Below are 20,707 nucleotides of genomic sequence, written 5' to 3'. Positions count from 1 at the left end.
GCTTTTCAAGAAAAGATCCATCCAAAAGCTGAATGATGATCTTTTTTAATTAGAGGCAAAACGTTAAAAAAAAGCAGACACCTGATAAAGAAGACTTGCTGATTGGCAAGCGATAGCGAAGACAGAAGCTTAGTCGCCCTTACCACGCTCCAACCGCCACGTCCTGTTGCCCCGCCTGGCTTGCACATCCTGTGCTTCGTGCGTTAGCCCGGCATAAGACTAGCGGCAATAAAAGGCCGATTTTGCCTTTTAATGGCGATTGGCTAGACCCGCGGTGTCAGTCCGGAGCTGGACAATACCCGCTGCTCCCGCAGGAGTCTCGCACATTACGTTCCAATCAACCTGTTTAACAATAGTGTTAGTTCACAGAACTTATTTAAAAAACAACAATCTTTTTAGAAAAGAGCTTTAATAAAAAAAGGAGCAGCATAATAGATGGCTGCTCCTCTTTGTTAAATTCCTATCATTTGGATTACCTGGCGAAGACCTTCCAGTGCAAATTGGCCTATATATCGATACGCAATTAAAGCGACGATTGGTGATAAGTCCAGCATGCCAATAGGAGGGATAAAACGCCTGAAGATATTTAAGTACGGGTCAACCAGTTTTCTGACCCATATTCCCAGCTTTGTTGAGTAGAATTGAGGAAACCATGACCCAAGGATGGAAATAAGTATGATCCAATAATAAATACTGTAAATATACTGTCCTATTTCAAAAATGATAGATCCCATTTTGTTCGTCCCGTCTATTTAAGAATTTTGCTATTTTGTCTCTTGAAAAGCTATACGTTTCTAAAACAAAAAAGTTTCAATTAATGTGTGCTCTTTTATTTTATTTTTTCTGCAATAGTCCGTTTTCCATGGCAGGACATCATAGAATTCCGCCTGGCTTTACTCTATAAGTAAATTCCTGCCAGAAAAATCCCCAGAGCCTCTTCATATATTTCATTAAACTGTGATAAAGGGAGAGGATTAACACCGCGGCCCAGCTCAATGGTAAAGCCCGGCCTCCTCCAGTCCTGTATAAACCAGTCCTTGTAACCAGCATAACTTTCTATCGTACGAACCGGTTCATAACCGCTGACTCTGCCCAACTCCCTGACGTATTTGGCGGATTCCGGGGGTTCTAAATTCTCAAATCCCCAATAAATAACTTCCCCTTGAGTATGAAAAGCCAGCACACGTGTATAGTCCCTTCGAATAATCAGATCTGCCATGGCAATTGCTTCGGGTTCTGTTAATGGACGTTCTCCCGCATAATCCCGCGGCCCGGGCTGTGCCGGATTTCTAGCTTTTTCTAATTCCCACCTCGCCGGGAATTGATCATTAAGATCGACTCCTCTAATATTAGCCTTCCACCCTGAAAAGTCTCGGCTGTCATTGTTTAATTCGATCGTTTTGCTCCTCCAGGGCTCACTTGCCGGCGGTCCATTTAAAACAAGATTCACTCCATCCGGATTCACCATCGGAACAATGGATAATAAAGCTTGCTCATATAGCGGAAATAAAGCAATCTCCCTAATTGGTGTTCCGTTAGTAAGTGCGAGCAGATAATCATTTAAGAACGCCATTACCACAGCTGTTGTAATCCATTCATTAGCGTGAAAGGAAGCATTATAATGAATCCTTTTTTCACCAAAGCCGAGCAGCAATTCGGGAATTTCTCTTCCTAACACAGTATGGCCAATGGATGTCATCCGTAAAAAAGGATAGATCCCCTGAAGCCTTGTGATATGGTCCATCATTGTTTCATAATCATAATTTTCAGGAAGCTGCACAATTCGCCAGGTTATCCTTAAGGGCACTAAAAGAGTTTGTCCCGGCCGGAGTGAAACCGGGTTGATATGGAGATTCACTAGAAACAGGGTATCCAGCGGCAGATTGCGGCTCTGGGCTATGGACCATAACGAATCCCCCGCCCTCATCGTATATAAAACAGAAACAAAGCCCGGTATTCTTATTCGCTGTCCGGCAGCCAGCTTGTCAGGATTACTATCAGGATTTGAATCTATGATTAACTGAGTATTTACCTTGAATAGGGTACTGTAGTACCAAAGGGTATCTCCCTGCCTGACAAATACGTCCATCTTACCCCTCCCGACATATGGATATTTATATGTATGCTCTTGGCGGGCTAAAAAGTATTTACATGTTGGGCTGATGTCCTATGCCTCCTTTATTATCAGCCAAGGACCGTTTTGGGAACTTGCTAAAGCATTACGACACAGCGGTTTTACATTTTTTCATTTTCATAGTAAACGCTCTGCATCAGGATTTTTTTCTCCAGACTCTTTATATTGATTCCTTAGCTCCTATAGAGTGAAAGAATTCTATTTTTACTGATAAAAAAACGGATAGCTAAAGCTATCCGGATCTGTTATGCCAGTATGTGTACTCTTACATTTAAGAAGACCAAGATTTAAAGCTTTATTCTCTGAAGCCTTAATGCATTCAATACTACAGAGACTGAACTAAACGCCATAGCGGCACCAGCAAGCCACGGAGCCAGCAGTCCGATGGCGGCTATAGGGATTCCGATTACATTATATGCGAAGGCCCAGAATAAATTTTGCCTGATATTCCGTATCGTTTTCTTACTCATAAAAATAGCATCCGCGATATTGTTTAAATCACCGCTGATAAGCGTGATGTCAGCAGCCTCCATAGCTATATCCGTACCAGTGCCCAGTGCCATTCCTATATCGGCAGCCGCCAGTGCAGGAGCGTCATTAATACCGTCTCCTACCATTGCGACTTTCCTGCCTTCAGCCTGAAGCTTTTTCACTTCCTCTGCTTTCCCCTCAGGCAGAACTTCGGCAATGATCGAGTCAATTCCTGCCTCTTTACCGATCGATGCGGCAGTTCTTGAATTATCCCCCGTTATCATGACCATATGCAGACATAGATCTTTTAAACGCTGAATGGCTTCTTTCGATGTTTCTTTAATTGTATCGGCAGCCGCAATCATCCCGGCATATTCGCCGTTAATAGAAACAAGCATGGCGGTCTTGCCATCATTTTCGAGATTCTCCATTGCAGGCACCGCCCCGCTAATGTCAATATGTTCGCGCTGCATCAGGCGGCGGGTGCCGATTAAAATCATATGGTGTTCCACCACTGCCCTCACACCATACCCGGGAATGGCCTCAAACACCTGAACGTCCTTAAAAGTGATTCCTCGCTCCTTAATCCCTTGAACTATTGCCTGTGCGAGCGGATGCTCTGATTGATTTTCAGCCGATCCTACCATCGATAAAAATTCGGTTTCATCCCCTGCATGTACAATCACATCTGTTAATTGAGGGTTCCCTTTAGTGACGGTTCCGGTTTTGTCCAGTATCACTGTATCAATTCGATGGGCTGCCTCCAGATGTTCGCCGCCTTTAAAAAGAATTCCAAATTCCGCCGCTCTTCCAGACCCGGCCATGATAGAAGTTGGCGTTGCAAGCCCGAGAGCACAAGGGCAGGCGATAACCAGCACGGCTATTAACTTTTCAAGGGCTTCGCCAATATCCCCCGGTTGGATCCATATAAACCAAATCAGGAAGATAAGAATGGCAGTACCTACAACTATCGGCACAAAAATGCCGGATATCTGATCAGCCAGCCGTTGAATAGGGGCCTTAGATCCTTGAGCCTCTTCGACCACTTTAATAATTTGGGACAGGGCAGTATCTCTTCCGACTCGTGTCGCTTTAATTTTTAGAGAACCATTTTTATTAAGTGTGGCACCAATAACGGTATCGCCAGCCTTTTTATCAACGGGTACACTTTCCCCTGTAAGCATAGATTCATCCAAAGCAGAACGGCCATCTATAATTTCGCCATCCACTGGAACTTTTTCACCAGGCTTGATAAAAACAATATCCCCGACCGCTACTTCATCAAGCAATATCTCTCTTTCGGTTCCATCCCTCAACACTCTTGCTGTTTTAGCCTGCAGGCCCATCAGCTTCTTAATGGCTTCAGAGGAGCGTCCTTTCGCCTTTGCCTCAAACAGCTTTCCTAATAAAATCAAAGTAATTAGAATCGCACTGGTCTCAAAATACAGTTCAGTCATATGGGCATGGGAACCGATAGACTCTAAAGCCTGATAAAGACTATAGAAGTACGCGGCTGAGGTCCCGAGAGCGACAAGAACATCCATGTTCGCACTCTTGTTTCTTAAAGCTTTATAAGCTCCTGTATAAAACTGCCAGCCGATGATAAATTGAACAGGTGTAGCAAGAACCAGCTGCACCCACGGATTCATCAGGGCTTCAGGCAGATAGATGAAATCCATGAAAGAAAAATGGCTGACCATCGCCCATAGTAATGGCAGAGTCAAAATAGCGGAAACAACAAACTTCGTCTGCTGCTTCTTAATTTCCTTTGCCCGATAATCAACCTCCGCTTTTTCTTCCTTTGGAATTGCATGATAACCAAGCTTTTGCACACGCTTAATGATATCCCCCGTATTGATAAGTGAAGGATTGAATTCTACCGTGGCCCTTTCTAAAGCCAAATTCACACTGGCTTTATTAATACCTTCTAATTTGTTCAACGACTTTTCGATCCTTGCTGAACACGCGGCACATGTCATGCCTGTTATATCAAATTCCTTCTTTTCGGTTACTACACTATATCCAAGTCCTTCTATTTTGTTTTGAAAGTCCTCTTCTGAGACAACCTCGGGGTCATAAGTAATCTTTGATGTTTCCAAAGCTAAATTAACATTGGCATCCTTCACTCCCTCTATCTTCTTGAGCCCTTTCTCGATTCTGCTGGCACATGCTGCACATGTCATACCCGCAATCTGATAATTCGCTTCTTTAACCTCACTGCTCATAACCATCACCTCTCATAGGGGTAGGGGGTATATTTATTTGTCAAAGATAACGTGCTCCCCCGAGCACGTTATTTTTTTAATAGGCTCTTTTCTAAAAGATTGTTGTTTTTTAGTAGTTCGGTGAACCTACCCTATTGTTAAACAGGTTGATTGGACGTAAGGTGCGAGACTCCTGCGGGAGCAGCGGGCAATGTCCGGCTCCAGCGCCTAGACCCTCGAGTCATAAGCCAATCGGTCCATGGAAAGGAAAACCGCTTTCCACGGCCCGCTTGTCTTATGCTTGTCGGGTCTGAACAAGGCACTTCCGCTTTTCTATTAGGTGAGACCCCACAGGCGAAGCCGAGGAGGCTCAGCGCCCGCCCCGCGGAAAGCGAGCATCCTCACGTTCCAATCAACCCCCATGTTCAAAAACAACAAAGTTTGCGAAAACAGCCTTTTAATAACTATTCAACATCATACCCCTGGTCATCAATAGTTTCTTTTATTTTATCAATTGTTACCTGTTCAGGGTTATATTCTACAGCTACTTCGCCTTCATTTAAATCAACTAACACACGTTCTACACCGGATAATTCTCCGACACTGCCTTCAATAGCCTTTACACAATGATTACAAGACATGCCCTGAACTTTTAACAGCGTTTTTTCCATGGTTTATCTCTCCTTTTTATTTCTTCATTAATTTTTCTATCGTTATTAACACTTCATCTACAGCCTCAGAGTCACCGGCATTAATTCGATCCACAATGCAGCTTTTTAAATGGCCTTCCAGCAGGATTTTCGCTACACTATTCAAAGCAGACTGGGTAGAGGCTATTTGAGTGATCACATCATCACAATAAGTATCTTTTTCAATCATACCTTTTATTCCGCGGATTTGTCCTTCAATCCGGTTCAACCTCGTAACTAAATTCTTTTTAACATCATTGGAATGATGACTTTTTCTTTCTTCAGAAGGATTTGCACAGTGATCATGGTTTGAATTTTTATCCATATAGCCGCCTCCTTGACAACATCATACTATACCCCCCACCCCTATGTGAAGCGTTTGAATTATTTTTTGCTCTAAAGTGTTACTGTCAATCCGCTATGTAGATTGTTTCAGAAGGCGCGAGGCTCTTAGGAGCCGGGTCAAGGAAGACCACAAATCCGAATGGGATAAGGAAACCCCGAGTGCCCGATAAATCAACTCTACAGCCTCTAAAGGTTAACTGGGTTTAAAATTTTAAAAACTGAAAGATCCCTTTACCCAGTATTCTGCTCTTACCATTGGCTTTATAACTAAATTTTTCAAGGCCGGAAATATGAACATAAAAAAAAATTAATCAAGTGGTTTAACATTATTGTAAATCGGGTAATAATTAATCAACCACAAACCACTTGCGCTCATAAAATTGGAGAATGGCACACAGTGATGCTTATAGATAGAAAAGACGTTATCCAAAAAGATAACGTCTTTTCTAATGGATGGTCTAAAATCCGCGGATTTTAGGCAACTAAATTTCTGCATTGATCCGCGCATGCAAAGCAAGCCTCCGCACATCTTTGGCAGTGATCATGCTCATGCCGCTTGCACTCATTTCCGCAGGCTTCACAAATGGTAGCACAAACATTAGCTAGCTCTGAAACAAAAGGTGTACCCTTACTTAACGCTTGTTCAAAATAAGCACAGTAATCCGCACACTCCCGGTCCAAGCGGATACATTCTCTCATCACTTCAACATGATCCTCCATGAGGCAGGCATCAAAACAGTGATTGCAGGCAGCCATACAATCATGTAGAGCCTGAATGAGCGATTGATATTTTTCGTGTGACATGAAAAACCCTCCTTTTAATCACGTGGATTTTATTCTCTATATTTTAATTAGCCCATTTCTGATAATCTAAACTTTCCTTATAACCCCAAAGGAAAATTTAGCCCGTTTGTGTGGATTCTTAGCCCTACAATATGGGTAACGTTAATAGAACAGCAGAGGTTCGGATCAAGCCAGTTCATGCCGGACAGCCGGGGGTGTCTGGTCCATGCAGGCATGAGCAGAATATATGATGTTTTCACTCAATTTTTGCTTAAAATGGCTTATAGGGGAGCATTTCTTAGTAGAGTTTTTATGAAGTTAGAAATATAGAAGGTTGATCCGCTTAAATTGGTGAAATTTCAGAGAATCCTGTTGATGTCTTGGAAGTTTATGCTTCTATTTTTGGGTTATATGCTTATGTTTCGGGGTTTTATGCTTATGTTTTGGAAGTTTATGCTTATGTTTCCGTAGCTTATGATTATCTGCCAATGATCTATGCTTAACTTATTAACGATATGCTTACCATTGAGTGGTTATGCTTATCTTCAAGGCGATATGCTTATCATCGACTTGTTTTGTTAACTTATCACCGAGTAATTATGTTTTAGTCAAGATGCTTATCATTGATTTACTATTCAAGGCGGTATGCTTATCAAAGACTTGTTTTGCTTAACTTATCACCTAGTAGTGATTTGATCATCAAGGGATTATGCTTATCAGCTTATCATCGACTTGTTCAGCTTATCACAGATATGCAATCGTGCAGTAGTGGGGCTTACCATAAACCGGTAATGGTTACCATCAAGTTTACTTATCATCGAGTAGTTTTGCTATCAAGTCGTATGATACCCATGCGTAATTATGCTTAACCCTCACAGTTACCAGGCCTGCATAAATTAAAGGAACCTGTCAGGTTCATCGAGGCCACCCAGTTTGCCATACATCTAAACAAACGCATGATAACCCAAATTGGTTAAGACTGCTTTTATTTTGATTATATGACAGACTGACTATATTATATAGGGTGGGATAACCTATTTATATTAATCCATCTAGCTGGGTTTGGAGGTACTACTTTGAATAACGAGTTGCAATTACTAGGAGAATTGATCTTAGAGAAGAAATACGAGATCGCTCAAACCATTCATAAGGACAGATTATCTGACCTGTCCATGTCCGAAGCTGAAAAGAGAGAGTTTCAGCAAATAGAAGCACATATTTTAGACATTCGGGCTAACTTTATCAGTTTATTCGGTGAGGCTTTGGTCGACCATGTGGACAAGAAGAAAGCTCATGAAAAGATATTCCAATGGGGGAAGGAAACAGGAGAGTACTTTTACAAGCTTGGAGCACCGCTGGACGAGGCCCTAAAAGATACGGGCTTTTATCGTACGTATATTTGGAAAGCCATTGAGAAAGAAGCCACAGCCCGCAACATGTCGGCATCAACCATTTTTGAAGTGATACATATCATTGATCCCCTTTTAGATTGGGCTGTGTACTGTTTCAGCCTTACATATGTGGAATATCACCAAAAAACACTGGAAAACGCCAAAAATGCTTTTATGGAACTGTCGGTACCTGTTGTACCATTAACTAAAGGAGTCGGAGTTCTTCCATTAATCGGCAACCTGGATACAGACCGAGCGCATCTATTAATGGAAACAACGCTGAACCGATCTGGAGAACTCAAATTATCTCATCTTATTATTGATGTGTCCGGTGTATTAATTGTGGATACCATGGTAGCGGATCAGCTGTTTAAAGTCATTGATGCTCTCTCATTAACGGGTGTTAAGACCATTATCACCGGTATTCGTCCTGAGGTAGCACAAACTATGGTAAGCCTCGGATTAAAATTAACCGATATTAAGACAAAGGCCAACCTTCAGCAGGCATTTGATGAAATACAATTGATGAAAAACCTATAAAAATACTGAATGGGCCGAACCACTCCGCCCATTTTTTCTATTTAATTCAGCGATAAACGCCTTTATAGGATAATGTACCAAATTGTTTTTTCATTTAAAGTAAGCATCCTTCTGTTTATGAAACCAATATTCCCTTCACTTCCTGAAGAACTTATGAAACTGGAATGCTTTTTTACTCTAAATGGTCGAGGAAAGTAATCCGGCTGGCATTGGCCAACCGTGTTCTAACGACTTGCAGGTACCTAAAAAAGATCCTTCAATCACGATTGATTGAAGGGTCTTTCCAGTTACACTCTTAATTTAAATCGATTCTGATATTTTTAGCCTTATTGATTGTTTTTTGTTTTTCATCAAGTACATCACTAGTTGTGATATCTATCCATTTAATGGATGGAGCAGACTTCTCCACAATGAACCCAAGTGCGCCCTGCTTTGACCCTTTAGGTTCTATTTCACCGCCTAAATATTCAATATAGAAATCATCTTCGAAGGCTTTTTCTTCGCCATTGCTTGTTTTAATATGCGCAACTGGTCCAAAATGAAGGGTCTGGTCTGTTTTATTAACGAGTTCAACTTCAACCTTTACAAAATGAAAGTCCTCATAGTTTTCCGTATAAGGGTGGAAATAATCCATCAAAGAGTAGGTTGGCTTATTATGAATGAGCTTTACATGTTTAATTTTCATTTCAACAGAACCAATATTTAATGTTTTGTTAAGAGAATTTATACCTTTTAAGGTGACTGTCCCTTTTTCATCTTCTAATGTCTGCCCAACCTTCAGCAGCTTGGTGTCATCTGATACTTGTGGATTGGGTACATAGATATCAGACAAAGATTTAGCCCTGTTCTTTTCTTTGGAGGGTGCCTGCTCTGCTTTTTGTTCCTGTTGTTCTTTTGCTTTGGCTGAGGAAGGTTCAGAAGTCTGATCGCTGCTGCAAGCAGATAATAATGCGGATATTAGTAACAGTGGAATGAATTTTTTCATGAATATCCCCTTCTATCTTTGAAGTAAATTGAGAGCCATTCCGTACAAATATTAAAAAGCTATCCCGTTGAACAGAATGCCCAACGGGATATTTTAATTTTCACCTGAAATTATTTACGTTTTTTAAGAATATTAAAGATATTTTTTGCCTGATCGGTGTTTTCAATATTGCCGGCAAACATGTCGCTGCCAGGCCCATAAGCATATACGTTTACATCTTCACCTGTGTGGCCGCCAGTAGTCCAGCCAGTAACGGAACGAGTATCATAAATTCCTTCAATTGCATTATCAATATCTAATACTTTTTTAGATTCAGCTGCTTTTTTAACAGATTCAAGTTCTTCTGGTTTTAATTCAAGCCCGCTGTAAGATTTAAGTGTCTGCTCTACATCGGCACCTTTAGCAATTTGCTCCGCCATAAAGTCTGGTGTGCGTTTTGCAGCAGCAATCGGAGCTCCATGCCAGTTGTAATCTCCTCTTGCACCAATTGAGTATCCGCCGGTAGAGTGGTCTGCTGTTGCGATAACCAGCGTATGCTTGTCTTTTTTGGCAAACTCGATCGCTGCCTTATAAGCATTCTCGAAATCTTGCATTTCACTCATGGCTGCTACGATATCATTATCATGTCCAGCCCAGTCAATTTGGCTTCCTTCGACCATAAGGAAGAAGCCATCTTTATCTTTGCCTAATTTTTTCAAAGCAGTGTTTGTCATATCTTTAAGTGATGGCATAGAATCTTCACGGTCAATCATTTTAGGCATACCGCCAGGGGCGAAAAGGCCTAATGTACGTGAGTTTGTGTCTTTTAACATTTCTTCTTTATTCGTTACATAAGAATAACCGTCTTTTTTAAATTCCTTTGTCAAATCACGGTCTTCACGAACGAAATTGCTTAAGCCGCCGCCAAGCATAACATCAATTTTATGCCCGCCTTTAATCATTTCATCGTAATAATCATCAGCAATCGCGTTCATATTCTTGCGGTTCACATCATGCGCTCCATAAGATGATGGTGTTGCGTGTGTGATTTCGGAAGTAGCAACAAGTCCAGTTGATTTCCCGTTTTCTTTAGCCGCTTCAAGAACGGTTTTGACTCTAGAACCGTCATTGTCTACTCCAATTGCAGCATTATATGTTTTAACTCCTGCGGACATCGCTGTAGCAGCTGATGCGGAGTCAGTAACGTTCTGGTGCGGATCTTCGGGATACGTCTTTTGCTGACCAACCAGATATTTATCAAATTCTGTTTTCTCAACTTCTTTTGTTTGCGGGTTATCTTTCATGTAACGGTATGCTGATGTATAAGAAACACCCATGCCATCCCCAATTAAGAAAATAACATTCTTAATTTCTGCATTGTTTTCTTTTTTCTCTTTAGCAAGGGCACCATCGTTTGAGAATGAGCCAAACAATGAACCTAACGCTACAGTAGAAAGAACTGCTACTGGTAATATTCTCTTTTTAAAATTCAAAGGGTTTACCTCCCTGAAAATAAAATAATTTCAAATCTATTAATATCTTAAAATATAAATATGAATGTGCTGTTAATGATTTGTAAACTTCACATATTTTCTTTCGAGCTTCTTTGAATTTCTTGTAAATAAATTTACAACTATGATTCAAGCCATACTTAAAATACAAATAAATAATACTGATAAGAGCTTATAGGAACGGAGGAAATAATGGATAGGCAAACCCATATACCAAAAAAAACCCACTACTCCTTATCTCAAGGAACAGTGGGGCAGCATTACGGATATATGCTGGTTAAGTTAGTTTAGCTAATTCCATTATCGACAGCCGAAAAAGGTATACCTATCTTTACATTTTATCTCTAACCCTCTTTAATTTACTTTCCATAGACGACTTTTTATCTCTTCTGTCATCTATCCGGATGTTTGTTGCGATCCTCATTGTCCCTTTGTTAAATACTTCTTCATGAATTTCACTTATGATTTTAAATATGTCCTCTAAATCGCCTTCAATAATAGTGCTCATCGGAGTTAGCTGAAACTTAATTTTTTCTTCCGTTTGATATCGTGTTAATAAATGTTGAATATCAGCGACATATTTACTGACACTTGTAGTCTCCGTACCTACCGGGATAATCGTAAAATCAACAATAGCCATAGGTATTCTCCTTTCGTTTCCCAGATACTAATGGGGCTCTTACCACATAAGAGATTTTTTTCAAAATTTAATCTGATGCTTACTTACAATTTTTTTCAGACTTAGGAATTATAACAATTTCGTTCCTCATATGCCAGCGCGTTAAGCAGCCCTTTCAAATCTCGTATGAAATGGTATTGTTTTCTCTAGCAACGAATTTAATTGTTTCTGTATTTCAAAGAGATTTTATAGCCTTTCCCTCAGATAGCTAGTTAAGAAACACGAAACAACGGGTATTTATATGGATAAATAACACCTATGGAAAGAGGATGCATGATGAAGATATCTGTAAACAATTGGACGAATACCCTGAAGTCTAATATGGTCAACTTTATAAACTACTACCTATCAAAAGGGCCGCTGTTAGAGGTAGTAGAAAGATGTGACGAAGCAGTTAAGCTTTTGGACAGATGTATCCCATTTAATGAAGCGGCAAAGTATCGTCAGTTTTTAGGCGGTGTTTTTACTTCACATCTGCAGCTTATAAACCTCCCAGGGATGAACCTCGGTAGGCTGGAACATCTGGCTTATTTATTAAAAGGACTGAATCTAAATAAGTTAAACGTTTTGACTCCTAAAACAACATCTAACAATGAGGTAGATGCTTATGTAAATGGTCCTGACTGCCTCCGTGTATTTATAGATGAGATCAATAAAGCTGAACGCTACATTCATTTGTCTGTTATGTTATTTTTTAATGATAAATCAGGTAACCAAGTGGCTGAAGCTCTTATTCATGCTATAGAAAGAGGGGTTATTGTCAGGCTGATGGTTGATTATGGAGTCACAGCGATTGGTTATGATAAAAGTCTGGCAGTGGGGAGATTTGAGAAAATAGCTGAACGGTTAGAGGCAGCCGGGTGTAAAATCGTTGATACTTTTCATACGTGTTATGACAAAAAAGACTGGCCAGGAAAAAGGGCAGAGCTTGCATCAAAAGGGGTGCCAGAAAGCGCACTCTCCATACAGGATTATGTTCAGGAGGAAACCACAATTGACTTAAATGTCATCAATCATCGGAAATTTATGGTCATTGATGGAATCACTGCTGTCATGGGAAGCTTGAATATCGGTGATCAATATATGTATGAAACGGCTGCTGAAGGTGCACGCAAAGTACAGGCTGACTCCGTGAATCAAGGTATCCCTGGAAAGAAGGAACAATGGCATGATGGCTGCTTCCGCATCAGAGGAGCCGCCTCCTTCTCATTGAATGAAATATTTTCCGTACAATGGACTGTGCTTGGAGGCGATGTATTCAATCCGTCTGATGCCTTTTATTTTCCGGACATCAACCGAAATTTCGGCAGTGAAGAGTGCACAATTTTTAGCAGTTTCCCCGGCAATCCAGTCAATTTAATCCAAGATTATTATTTATCCTTGATCAAATATGCTGCGGATGAAACCATTATCATAAATCCATATCTTATTGACCAGTCCTTTTGGGATCAGCTGCAGAATATAAGCAAAGAGCAGTCACGGCACATTGCCATATGCAACCCGCTTTATGTAAATGATCTTTTAACCAACCGGACCGCGGTGCGCAGCAATATGTACCAACCATTTTTAAAAGGGGTGTCTTTCTACGATTACAGCGAAACGGGGCGTTTTTCCCACTGGAAGATCGCTTATGATAAGCGGTCAAATTGCGTGTTCCACGGTTCATATAATATCAATGAAAGAAGTGCCTGCCATGACTTTGAGCTGGGTGTTCTTATCAAAGGAAAATCCTTTGCCCAGAAAATGAGGAAGATTATTGATTTTGATCTCTCTGTTTCTAACAAAATCACTAACGAAAAAGAGTTTTTCAAACACCCTCTTTTACATCCCAGCACTTATATTCACAAGATAACCAAAGGCATAACCTGATAGTGAGGTTATGCCTGCGGGATCTGGGGAGGTCATTCAATCTTCTATCTCCGTTCTCTTGTCAAACTTACTTCCTACATCAAGTAAACATTGGAAATTTGCTGACTCTATTTTGTTTTAATGATCAGTTCGTAATATAGCAAACCCACCAAAGTTACGTTCCTTTTCTATGGGTAAACTAAAGAACTGCTGACTCATTCATCAACAGTTCCTCTCCTATATATATTTCGATGCCCGCCTTGCCCTGATAGCTGAGAACACTGTTTAGATACATGAAGCGCTGATCAGTTGTTTAGACAACTGAACCACATATTTCATAGTACTTTTATTCGTTTAAAATCGTCTTCTCTCTGCAGCCATTGCATCTGCTTTTGTTCTATGGACCGTCCCCGCCGGATGCTGTGGAGGAGCATATATCGAATAAAGCTTCATGGGGACATTACCTGTATTCGTTACATTATGCCAAGTTCCAGCGGGTATCATAATGGCAGAATCATCATAAACTTTTCTCATGAAATTTAAACGATCTTTTCTCTTGCCCATCTGCACAATCCCTTGGCCTTGTTCAATCCGTAAGAACTGATCAACGTTAGGGTGAATTTCTAAGCCGATATCTTCGCCAGCTTTAAGACTCATCAATGTAACCTGTAAATGATTTCCTGTCCACAAAGCGGTACGGTAGGTATCATTTCGTTTAGACGCCTCATTGATATTTATTACAAATGGATTCTTCCCATAATCGACTATTCTATTTCGTCCCATTAATGACTGAGAAGGTTCGGATTGGCCAGCATGATTGACAACTGCCCAGTAATCAGGATGTGTTATATAGTTGTACATTGGCATATTAACGTAATAAGGATTTCGATATTGATAAGATGGATATACATCAGGAGCATAGTACATGTATTTCATCCCTTTCAAGGATTTTTAAGATTATCTTATGCTCTTTGTCAGCAGAATGTACTTTTATTCAGGGTCTAAGGTATGAGGATTCTAATTACATCTCATAAATTAAGCTTCCTCCTACGATTTATTAGGATGACTAAGAATTTTCTTGTTTTCATGTAAAAAAAGATGGTGTCCTAAAAGTTATACTTCTTTGGACACCATCTTTTATTTAGCAGCAATTACCCGTATTCCCCAACAATACAAGGCCTGACTTATCTCCGGCCAAATCAAGAATAAGGGATTCTGTTTTAGGCTGGATTTTGGGGTCGATTGCAACAAGTACTCCATTGATTCTCTCGGTGACATCATCCTTTTCTGGCTCATCCAGAGCCAGTCCTACTCTAGGCTGTCCTCAGCCATAGCCTGCAAAATAAACACGAATGTTTTTCGCATTGTGTTTTTCGAACATTTGATTCAATACGTCACGAGCATGATCTGTAATCTGCAATGTTTCATCATCCTTTCACTGTTTTTTATGATCTTAATATATTTTGTATCATTACTTGCCCTTTGCCGCAAACGTTTTAATGCGCTCCCCAATTTCATCTCTTACTCGTTGGAAGAATGCCCATTTTTCTTCATCTGTACCTTCTGCTTTGGCAGGATCATCAAACCCCCAATGCTCACGTCTTACATAAGGTGGTGTAACCGGGCAATGGTCTGCGGCGTGTCCACATAAAGTGACAGCTAATTCAGCGTTATTTAAAATCTCCGGATCTATCACATCGGATGTTTGATTAGAGATATCAATGCCTGCTTCTTTCATTGCTTTAACGGCGTTTGGGTTTAATCCGTGTGCTTCAAGCCCTGCACTTTTAACTACCCACTCAGGACCTAGATATTTTTTTGCCCAGCCTTCAGCCATCTGGCTGCGGCAGGAGTTACCTGTACATAAGAAATATATGGTTTTTTTCGGCATGATGAATGGCTCCTTCTTTGCGTATTTATATTAATGGATGATCAATAGCCAAATATACAGTCCAGCAAGCGTTAAGAATAAGGTAGGAATGGTTAGTATGATACCTGTTTTAAAGTAAGCTCCCCACGATATCTTGACCCCCTTTTGTGACAGCACATGTAGCCATAAAAGGGTCGCGAGTGAACCGATTGGGGTGATTTTAGGCCCTAAGTCAGAGCCAATCACATTCGCGTAGATGAGTCCTTCCTTTATAACACCAGCCGTATTTGTTTCAGCAATTGCCAGGGCATCTATCATGACAGTGGGCAAATTATTCATGATGGATGAAAGAATGGCTGCAATGAAGCCCATCGAGATGGTACCTGCAAATAACCCCTGATTGGCTGCCGCTTGTATGACATCAGCCAGTATGTCTGTTAGTCCCACATTCCTTAAGCTATAAACGACCACATACATACCAATGGAGAAAAACACAATCGCCCAGGGTGCTCCTTTCACAACAGCACCTGTATGAACGGCCTTACTGCCTCTGGCCATGAATAAGAAAAACACAGCTGCGATTCCTGCAATAAACGAAACAGGAATATTTATAGCCTCACTTATAAAATATCCCACAAGAAGAATGGCTAATACAATCCAGGATAGCCGAAACATCTTAAGATCCCGGATAGCTTTCGCCGGCTTTTTCAACTGAGCCCATTCATATTGTCTCGGAATGCTTTTTCGGAAATAAAAATAAAGGACCAGGATGCTAGCCGCCAGCGAGAAAATATTCGGAACAATCATTCTTGAAGCATATTCTGCAAATCCGATTCCAAAAAAGTCTGCGGACACGATGTTTACTAGGTTACTCACCACTAATGGCAATGAGGTCGTGTCCGCGATAAATCCGCTGGCCATGATGAACGGAAATATAAACTTGTCTTCCAGTTTCAGGTTTCGGACCATTGCAAGCACGATCGGGGTCAGGATAAGAGCAGCACCGTCGTTTGCAAATAATGCAGCGACAAGTGCTCCGAGAATACTTGCGTATACGAACATTTTGACTCCGTTTCCTTTGGCAGCTCTCGCCATATGAAGGGCTGCCCATTCAAAGAAACCAATTTCGTCTAAAATTAAAGAAATAATAATAATCGCGATGAAAGCAAGTGTTGCATTCCATACGATTTGAGTGACGTCGACTACATCCTGGAAGTCAACAACGCCAGCAATAAGAGCAAGTATAGCTCCACCGCAGGCAGTCCATCCTATCCCGATTCCTTTCGGCTGCCAAATGACAAGCGTCAGGGTGATCAGAAAGATGAGACTTGCTAAAACAACAGAAACCACTGTCTTTGATCCTCCTTGTTAGTCACAGCAGATTCTTTTCCCCTGTGCTTCTAATTCCTCTAACTTGAATGTCTGACTTGGAATTTGTTCAATTACAGTCTGAATAAAAGTAAGATACGGGCAGGTTTTGTTTAGTGAATAAAATATCCATTGTCCTCTCCTGGTTTCACTGACCAAACCTGCATCTTTTAATTTTCTCAAGTGCTGGCTGATTGCCGGCTGTGTCATTTGAAATAAATCAACAAACTCACAAACACAGCATTCCTGTTCGGAAACAATCTTCACGATAGCAAGCCGGGTTTTATCCCCCAGCAGTTTTAGAATATTTGCTGCCGTATCCAGATCTGGCGATGTTATCTGCATAATCCCACCTCACACAACTACATTGTTATCTGCACAATTTTGAACATTTATCAGTATATAAGTATATTCTTATTAATACTACCATTACGGTTCACTCTTTACATGAATTTTACAAGAGATTCTCCATTGCGTTTACATCACTATATTTCTCCTCTTCATCCCTTGCTCTAAAAGACTCCAATCTCTCGGCAGCCCATATGACGATATAGTCTTTGGGCAAGTTCATTAAAAAGAAACGTAAACAATGATTGGCTGCGGATCGCTTTCAATTCCCTTTTACAACATCTTCCTACTCCCGTCCCCCTTTTATACCTGTTAATATAAAAGGATAAGTCAGCGGCAAAATACGAGGTTTGGGCCTTCATCGACCGGAAGAAGACCTTTTCTCTGCCTGACAATCGCGGTTTGGGTCTTTATCGACCGTATGAAGACCTTTTCTCTGCCTGGCAAACGCGGTTTGGGCCTTCATCGACCGTATGAAGACCTTTTCTCTGCCTGGCAAACGCAGTTTGGGTCTTCATCGACCGTATGAAGACCTTTTCTCTGCCTGACAAACGCGGTTTGGGTCTTCATCGAGTGTATGAAGACCTTTTCTCTGCCTGGCAAACGCAGTTTGGGTCTTCATCGAGTGTATGAAGAGCTTTTCTCTGCCTGACAAACGCGGTTTGGGCCTTCATCGACCGTATGAAGACCTTTTCTCTGCCTGACAAACGCGGTTTGGGTCTTCATCGACCGTATGAAGACCTTTTCTCTGCCTGACAAACGCGGTTTGGGTCTTCATCGACTGTATGAAGACTTTTTATCTCCTGACATTATCAAGACGATGAGAATAGAGATTAAAGTGAACCCTCCAACCATTTTTCCTTTGAAGGCAGTCTGCTGCGGCATTCAATATTAGCCTATGATAATATAAAAAAAAGACGGAATGTATCATGGTTATTGTTGAAGTATGGGAAATACAATGACAAACAGCATATCTAAAATTCACTAAATGGTTAATTAACAACACGACCTTCAAAACATACTTTGCGATTTAATAGTTTAATGAATACGCAAATTACCTGTTTCGAAGGTGGCTGAAGGTCATTGTGATATAAGGAGCTGGTTAGTACTTTTAACAATAAAGGTTTCCATTGGGATGAAGGGTGATTTACATGTTTTACGGTATACTTTTATTTATTTGTGCAGGTGCAGCTGAAATTGGTGGAGGCTATCTCATTTGGTTATGGCTAAGAGAAGGTAAACCTTCGTATCTGGGTCTTCTAGGTGGAATAGCATTAGCTCTGTACGGTGTAATTGCTGCGTTTCAAACTTTTCCATCGTTTGGCAGAGTGTATGCTGCCTATGGCGGCGTTTTTATCGTCCTTGCTGTTATATGGGGCTGGTTAGTCGATAAGAAAACGCCTGATCTCTATGATTGGATAGGTGCAGCCATCTGTCTTGCTGGAGTCTCGGTTATGCTTTGGGCGCCACGCGGATAACAGAACACATATACATATGGGACTCCAGATTTGGAGTCCCATATGTATTAAATAATTTTGGAGCTTACCCGCAACATGAATTCTTGTTGTCTTCGCTTGAGCCACAGCAAGATTCGTTTGCAGCTGAGTTTTCTGTTTCACCAGCTTCTTTAATTTCAACTCCATAGCAGGCCGGCTTTTTTATAGCTTTTTTATAGCTTTTTTAATGAAGTCAAACATAATATTCACCTCCTTTTGGTACAGATATTTCTTAAGCAACTTTTTCAACAATCTAGGCTGTCACATTGCAGTCGCTATGCAGGCAGTCATTGACTCGGTTCCATGATTCCGCTCTAACCAGGCAGATCGGCAGGAGTCTTTTTATTTTTTGAGTAAGGAGGAACATTATAATGGTTTATCTTTTCGTGGGCTTGGCCGGAACCCTTGGGGCTATATTGAGATATGCGATAGGAATAACATTCTTCACACATAGTACCTTTCCTTTTACGACCCTTTTCATAAATCTAATCGGGAGCTTTCTTTTAGCATGGCTTACCACGAATTTATTTAAGAGGATTTCTGTATCCCCTCTATTAGTAAGTGCAATTGGCACAGGATTCGTAGGATCTTTCACAACTTTTTCCACCCTGAGTGTAGAAACTGTCACATTACTTAAAGACGGAGAACTATTATTAGGTATTATTTATATTTTTGTCAGCATTTTTGGCGGATTATTAATGAGCCGGATCGGATTTAAAGTAAGCGGAGAGGCGGGAAAATCTTGAGCGGTGTACACGTTCTATTGGTAGGTATCGGAGGATTTATTGGAGCGATAGCCCGGTTTTCAGTAAGCAGGCAGTTAAATGAATTTCATACTCCTCTTCCGATAGGAACACTAACAGTAAATTTATCCGGAGCTTTTCTCTTAGGAATGATCCTAGGGGCAAAGGCAGATACAATGATTGCCTTGTTATTCGGAACTGGGTTTTTGGGGGCTTTCACTACTTTTTCTACGTTAAAGCTCGAGATGATACAATTACGCCTAAGCAAGTTTAAAAAAGAGTTTATTCTTTATGTGGTTATTATATACGGCGGAGGGATTGCTCTTGCCTTCCTAGGCAACCTGGTTGGAAGACATTATTTTTAATTTTTTCAAAGCCTGCCGTAATTCAAGGTTTTAATATTTATATTAGTTCCAAAAGGACTCTTCTTTTTAAGTTGTTTAGCTTAAAATCTCCAGGGGTATTTGTATGGTTGGAAGGAGAGATTCATATGTGGAATGCGGCGATGTGGGGTGGAATATCCGGTTCTGCGGTGCTGATCGGTGCCTTAGGTGCTATGTTTTTGCCGATACAGAAAAAAATTATTGGTTACATAATGGCCTTCGGTACAGGAGTGTTGATCGGAGCTGCTTCTTATGAACTTCTTGGGGACGCAGTTCATGATGGTGGAATCCTACCTACTAGTATTGGCTTTGTATCGGGTGCACTCATCTTTACGATCTTTGATAATCTGGTTTCTAAGAAAGGGGCATCTCAGAGAAAGAGATCTGGACAATCTTCAGCCGCCGGGGGTCTCGCTATTTTTATAGGAACCATTATGGATGCGATTCCAGAGTCGATCATGATCGGTGCCAGTCTGCTTGAAAAACAGTCAGTAAGTTTCCTTCTTGTCATCGCAATTTTTATTAGTAATATTCCTGAAGGACTTTCAAGTACAGCCGGAATGAAGAACAGTGGCTACTCTAAGGGAAAGATCCTTTTATTATGGATAATGGTGTTAGCCATTTCAGCTATTGCCTCCTGGGGAGGATACTTTTTTCTCGATGGAGCTTCTGATGCAGTAATGGCCGTGATTGCAGCCTTCGCCGGTGGGGGCATAATCGCCATGATTGCTTCTACGATGATGCCAGAAGCGTATGAGGACAGTGGTCCCATGACAGGTCTCATTGCTGCTCTAGGTCTGTTAGCTTCACTTGTACTTGATCATTTTTCTTGAGCACATGAGATGCACTCTAATAGCAATGTACAATATATATAAATAGAGGCTGGGACATAACTAGCTTCAAATAATGCGAAAGGTGAATTTGAGGGTACTCAAATTCA

At 40.9% G+C, this 20,707-nt stretch carries 19 protein-coding genes; 6 read left to right on the top strand and 13 right to left on the bottom strand.

The window, feature by feature from the left end; translation table 11 throughout:
* Window positions 1–452: 452 nt before the first annotated feature.
* The 6 genes from CUU66_RS23400 to CUU66_RS23375 form a co-directional block, all read right to left on the bottom strand.
* Window positions 453–734, bottom strand: coding sequence for a YggT family protein (locus CUU66_RS23400; RefSeq protein ID WP_101645812.1), 282 nt, complete (start codon window positions 732–734; stop codon window positions 453–455).
* A 164-nt stretch (window positions 735–898) separates the two neighbouring features.
* Window positions 899–2,089, bottom strand: coding sequence for a M14 family zinc carboxypeptidase (locus tag CUU66_RS23395; protein WP_101645811.1), 1,191 nt, complete (start codon window positions 2,087–2,089; stop codon window positions 899–901).
* Window positions 2,090–2,421: 332 nt separating this feature from the next.
* Window positions 2,422–4,830, bottom strand: coding sequence for a heavy metal translocating P-type ATPase (locus CUU66_RS23390; RefSeq protein ID WP_101645810.1), 2,409 nt, complete (start codon window positions 4,828–4,830; stop codon window positions 2,422–2,424).
* A gap of 443 nt (window positions 4,831–5,273) precedes the next feature.
* On the bottom strand, window positions 5,274–5,480 hold the full coding sequence (gene copZ / locus CUU66_RS23385; RefSeq protein WP_101645809.1) for a copper chaperone CopZ: 207 nt from the start codon (window positions 5,478–5,480) through the stop codon (window positions 5,274–5,276).
* 16 nt (window positions 5,481–5,496) lie between these two features.
* Window positions 5,497–5,823: a metal-sensitive transcriptional regulator gene (locus tag CUU66_RS23380; protein WP_101645808.1), complete on the bottom strand. Its 327-nt coding sequence runs from the start codon at window positions 5,821–5,823 to the stop codon at window positions 5,497–5,499.
* Between the two features lie 494 nt (window positions 5,824–6,317).
* The gene (locus CUU66_RS23375) at window positions 6,318–6,647 is read right to left on the bottom strand and encodes a four-helix bundle copper-binding protein (RefSeq protein ID WP_101645807.1); all 330 of its coding nucleotides are present in this window, start codon (window positions 6,645–6,647) and stop codon (window positions 6,318–6,320) included.
* Window positions 6,648–7,702: 1,055 nt separating this feature from the next.
* Between CUU66_RS23375 and CUU66_RS23370 the strand changes: the two genes are divergently transcribed.
* Window positions 7,703–8,557 (top strand): STAS domain-containing protein, encoded by an 855-nt coding sequence (locus CUU66_RS23370; RefSeq protein ID WP_101645806.1) that lies wholly within the window; start codon window positions 7,703–7,705, stop codon window positions 8,555–8,557.
* Window positions 8,558–8,852: 295 nt separating this feature from the next.
* Here the strand turns inward: CUU66_RS23370 and CUU66_RS23365 are convergent, their stop codons facing one another.
* The 3 genes from CUU66_RS23365 to CUU66_RS23355 form a co-directional block, all read right to left on the bottom strand.
* Window positions 8,853–9,542 (bottom strand): DUF4352 domain-containing protein, encoded by a 690-nt coding sequence (locus CUU66_RS23365; RefSeq protein WP_101645805.1) that lies wholly within the window; start codon window positions 9,540–9,542, stop codon window positions 8,853–8,855.
* A gap of 110 nt (window positions 9,543–9,652) precedes the next feature.
* Entirely contained in the window at window positions 9,653–11,014 is a 1,362-nt protein-coding gene (locus CUU66_RS23360; RefSeq protein WP_101645804.1) for an alkaline phosphatase, read from the bottom strand.
* A 349-nt stretch (window positions 11,015–11,363) separates the two neighbouring features.
* Window positions 11,364–11,672: an MTH1187 family thiamine-binding protein gene (locus tag CUU66_RS23355; protein WP_101645803.1), complete on the bottom strand. Its 309-nt coding sequence runs from the start codon at window positions 11,670–11,672 to the stop codon at window positions 11,364–11,366.
* Window positions 11,673–11,987: 315 nt separating this feature from the next.
* Here CUU66_RS23355 and CUU66_RS23350 point away from each other — a divergent pair, with 315 nt between their 5' ends.
* The gene (locus CUU66_RS23350; RefSeq protein WP_257968120.1) at window positions 11,988–13,580 is read left to right on the top strand and encodes a phospholipase D-like domain-containing protein; all 1,593 of its coding nucleotides are present in this window, start codon (window positions 11,988–11,990) and stop codon (window positions 13,578–13,580) included.
* A 333-nt stretch (window positions 13,581–13,913) separates the two neighbouring features.
* On the opposite strand, the gene CUU66_RS23345 is transcribed toward CUU66_RS23350, so the two are convergent.
* From CUU66_RS23345 to CUU66_RS23330, 4 genes are all read right to left on the bottom strand, one after another.
* Window positions 13,914–14,486: a cupin domain-containing protein gene (locus tag CUU66_RS23345; protein ID WP_101645801.1), complete on the bottom strand. Its 573-nt coding sequence runs from the start codon at window positions 14,484–14,486 to the stop codon at window positions 13,914–13,916.
* A 544-nt stretch (window positions 14,487–15,030) separates the two neighbouring features.
* Window positions 15,031–15,450 carry an arsenate reductase (thioredoxin) gene (gene arsC, locus CUU66_RS23340; RefSeq protein ID WP_101645800.1) on the bottom strand — a complete coding sequence of 140 codons (420 nt, stop codon included), beginning with the start codon at window positions 15,448–15,450 and terminating at the stop codon, window positions 15,031–15,033.
* Between the two features lie 30 nt (window positions 15,451–15,480).
* Complete coding sequence (locus tag CUU66_RS23335; RefSeq protein WP_101645799.1) at window positions 15,481–16,779, bottom strand: arsenic transporter; 1,299 nt, start codon at window positions 16,777–16,779, stop codon at window positions 15,481–15,483.
* An 18-nt stretch (window positions 16,780–16,797) separates the two neighbouring features.
* Window positions 16,798–17,142 carry an ArsR/SmtB family transcription factor gene (locus CUU66_RS23330; protein WP_101645798.1) on the bottom strand — a complete coding sequence of 115 codons (345 nt, stop codon included), beginning with the start codon at window positions 17,140–17,142 and terminating at the stop codon, window positions 16,798–16,800.
* Window positions 17,143–18,296: 1,154 nt separating this feature from the next.
* Between CUU66_RS23330 and CUU66_RS23325 the strand changes: the two genes are divergently transcribed.
* The 4 genes from CUU66_RS23325 to CUU66_RS23310 all read left to right on the top strand — a co-directional run bounded on the left by CUU66_RS23325 (window position 18,297) and on the right by CUU66_RS23310 (window position 20,600).
* Window positions 18,297–18,623 carry a YnfA family protein gene (locus tag CUU66_RS23325; protein ID WP_101645797.1) on the top strand — a complete coding sequence of 109 codons (327 nt, stop codon included), beginning with the start codon at window positions 18,297–18,299 and terminating at the stop codon, window positions 18,621–18,623.
* Between the two features lie 389 nt (window positions 18,624–19,012).
* Window positions 19,013–19,387: a fluoride efflux transporter FluC gene (locus CUU66_RS23320; protein WP_101645796.1), complete on the top strand. Its 375-nt coding sequence runs from the start codon at window positions 19,013–19,015 to the stop codon at window positions 19,385–19,387.
* Complete coding sequence (gene crcB / locus CUU66_RS23315) at window positions 19,384–19,749, top strand: fluoride efflux transporter CrcB (protein WP_101645795.1); 366 nt, start codon at window positions 19,384–19,386, stop codon at window positions 19,747–19,749. The genes CUU66_RS23320 and crcB overlap by 4 nt, the downstream gene beginning before the upstream one ends.
* Before the next feature lie 125 nt (window positions 19,750–19,874).
* Complete coding sequence (locus CUU66_RS23310; RefSeq protein ID WP_101645794.1) at window positions 19,875–20,600, top strand: ZIP family metal transporter; 726 nt, start codon at window positions 19,875–19,877, stop codon at window positions 20,598–20,600.
* Window positions 20,601–20,707: the final 107 nt, after the last annotated feature.

This window comes from Peribacillus deserti (genome assembly GCF_002863585.1).
GTDB classification, from domain to species: Bacteria; Bacillota; Bacilli; order Bacillales; family DSM-1321; genus Paraperibacillus; species Paraperibacillus deserti_A.
The sequence above is the reverse complement of the archived record's forward strand: the minus strand, read 5'-3'. Positions and strand labels throughout refer to the sequence as shown.

Bases quoted from the DNA above. Each gene is read 5' to 3' on its own strand.
- CUU66_RS23345 (WP_101645801.1), bottom strand. From the start codon at position 14,486: ATGTACTATGCTCCTGATGTATATCCATCTTATCAATATCGAAATCCT.
- CUU66_RS23390 (WP_101645810.1), bottom strand. From the start codon at position 4,830: ATGAGCAGTGAGGTTAAAGAAGCGAATTATCAGATTGCGGGTATGACA.
- CUU66_RS23320 (WP_101645796.1), top strand. From the start codon at position 19,013: ATGGTTTATCTTTTCGTGGGCTTGGCCGGAACCCTTGGGGCTATATTG.
- CUU66_RS23395 (WP_101645811.1), bottom strand. From the start codon at position 2,089: ATGGACGTATTTGTCAGGCAGGGAGATACCCTTTGGTACTACAGTACC.
- CUU66_RS23310 (WP_101645794.1), top strand. From the start codon at position 19,875: ATGTGGAATGCGGCGATGTGGGGTGGAATATCCGGTTCTGCGGTGCTG.
- CUU66_RS23365 (WP_101645805.1), bottom strand. From the start codon at position 9,542: ATGAAAAAATTCATTCCACTGTTACTAATATCCGCATTATTATCTGCT.
- CUU66_RS23350 (WP_257968120.1), top strand. From the start codon at position 11,988: ATGAAGATATCTGTAAACAATTGGACGAATACCCTGAAGTCTAATATG.
- copZ (WP_101645809.1), bottom strand. From the start codon at position 5,480: ATGGAAAAAACGCTGTTAAAAGTTCAGGGCATGTCTTGTAATCATTGT.
- CUU66_RS23375 (WP_101645807.1), bottom strand. From the start codon at position 6,647: ATGTCACACGAAAAATATCAATCGCTCATTCAGGCTCTACATGATTGT.
- CUU66_RS23380 (WP_101645808.1), bottom strand. From the start codon at position 5,823: ATGGATAAAAATTCAAACCATGATCACTGTGCAAATCCTTCTGAAGAA.
- CUU66_RS23355 (WP_101645803.1), bottom strand. From the start codon at position 11,672: ATGGCTATTGTTGATTTTACGATTATCCCGGTAGGTACGGAGACTACA.
- CUU66_RS23330 (WP_101645798.1), bottom strand. From the start codon at position 17,142: ATGCAGATAACATCGCCAGATCTGGATACGGCAGCAAATATTCTAAAA.
- CUU66_RS23325 (WP_101645797.1), top strand. From the start codon at position 18,297: ATGTTTTACGGTATACTTTTATTTATTTGTGCAGGTGCAGCTGAAATT.
- arsC (WP_101645800.1), bottom strand. From the start codon at position 15,450: ATGCCGAAAAAAACCATATATTTCTTATGTACAGGTAACTCCTGCCGC.
- CUU66_RS23400 (WP_101645812.1), bottom strand. From the start codon at position 734: ATGGGATCTATCATTTTTGAAATAGGACAGTATATTTACAGTATTTAT.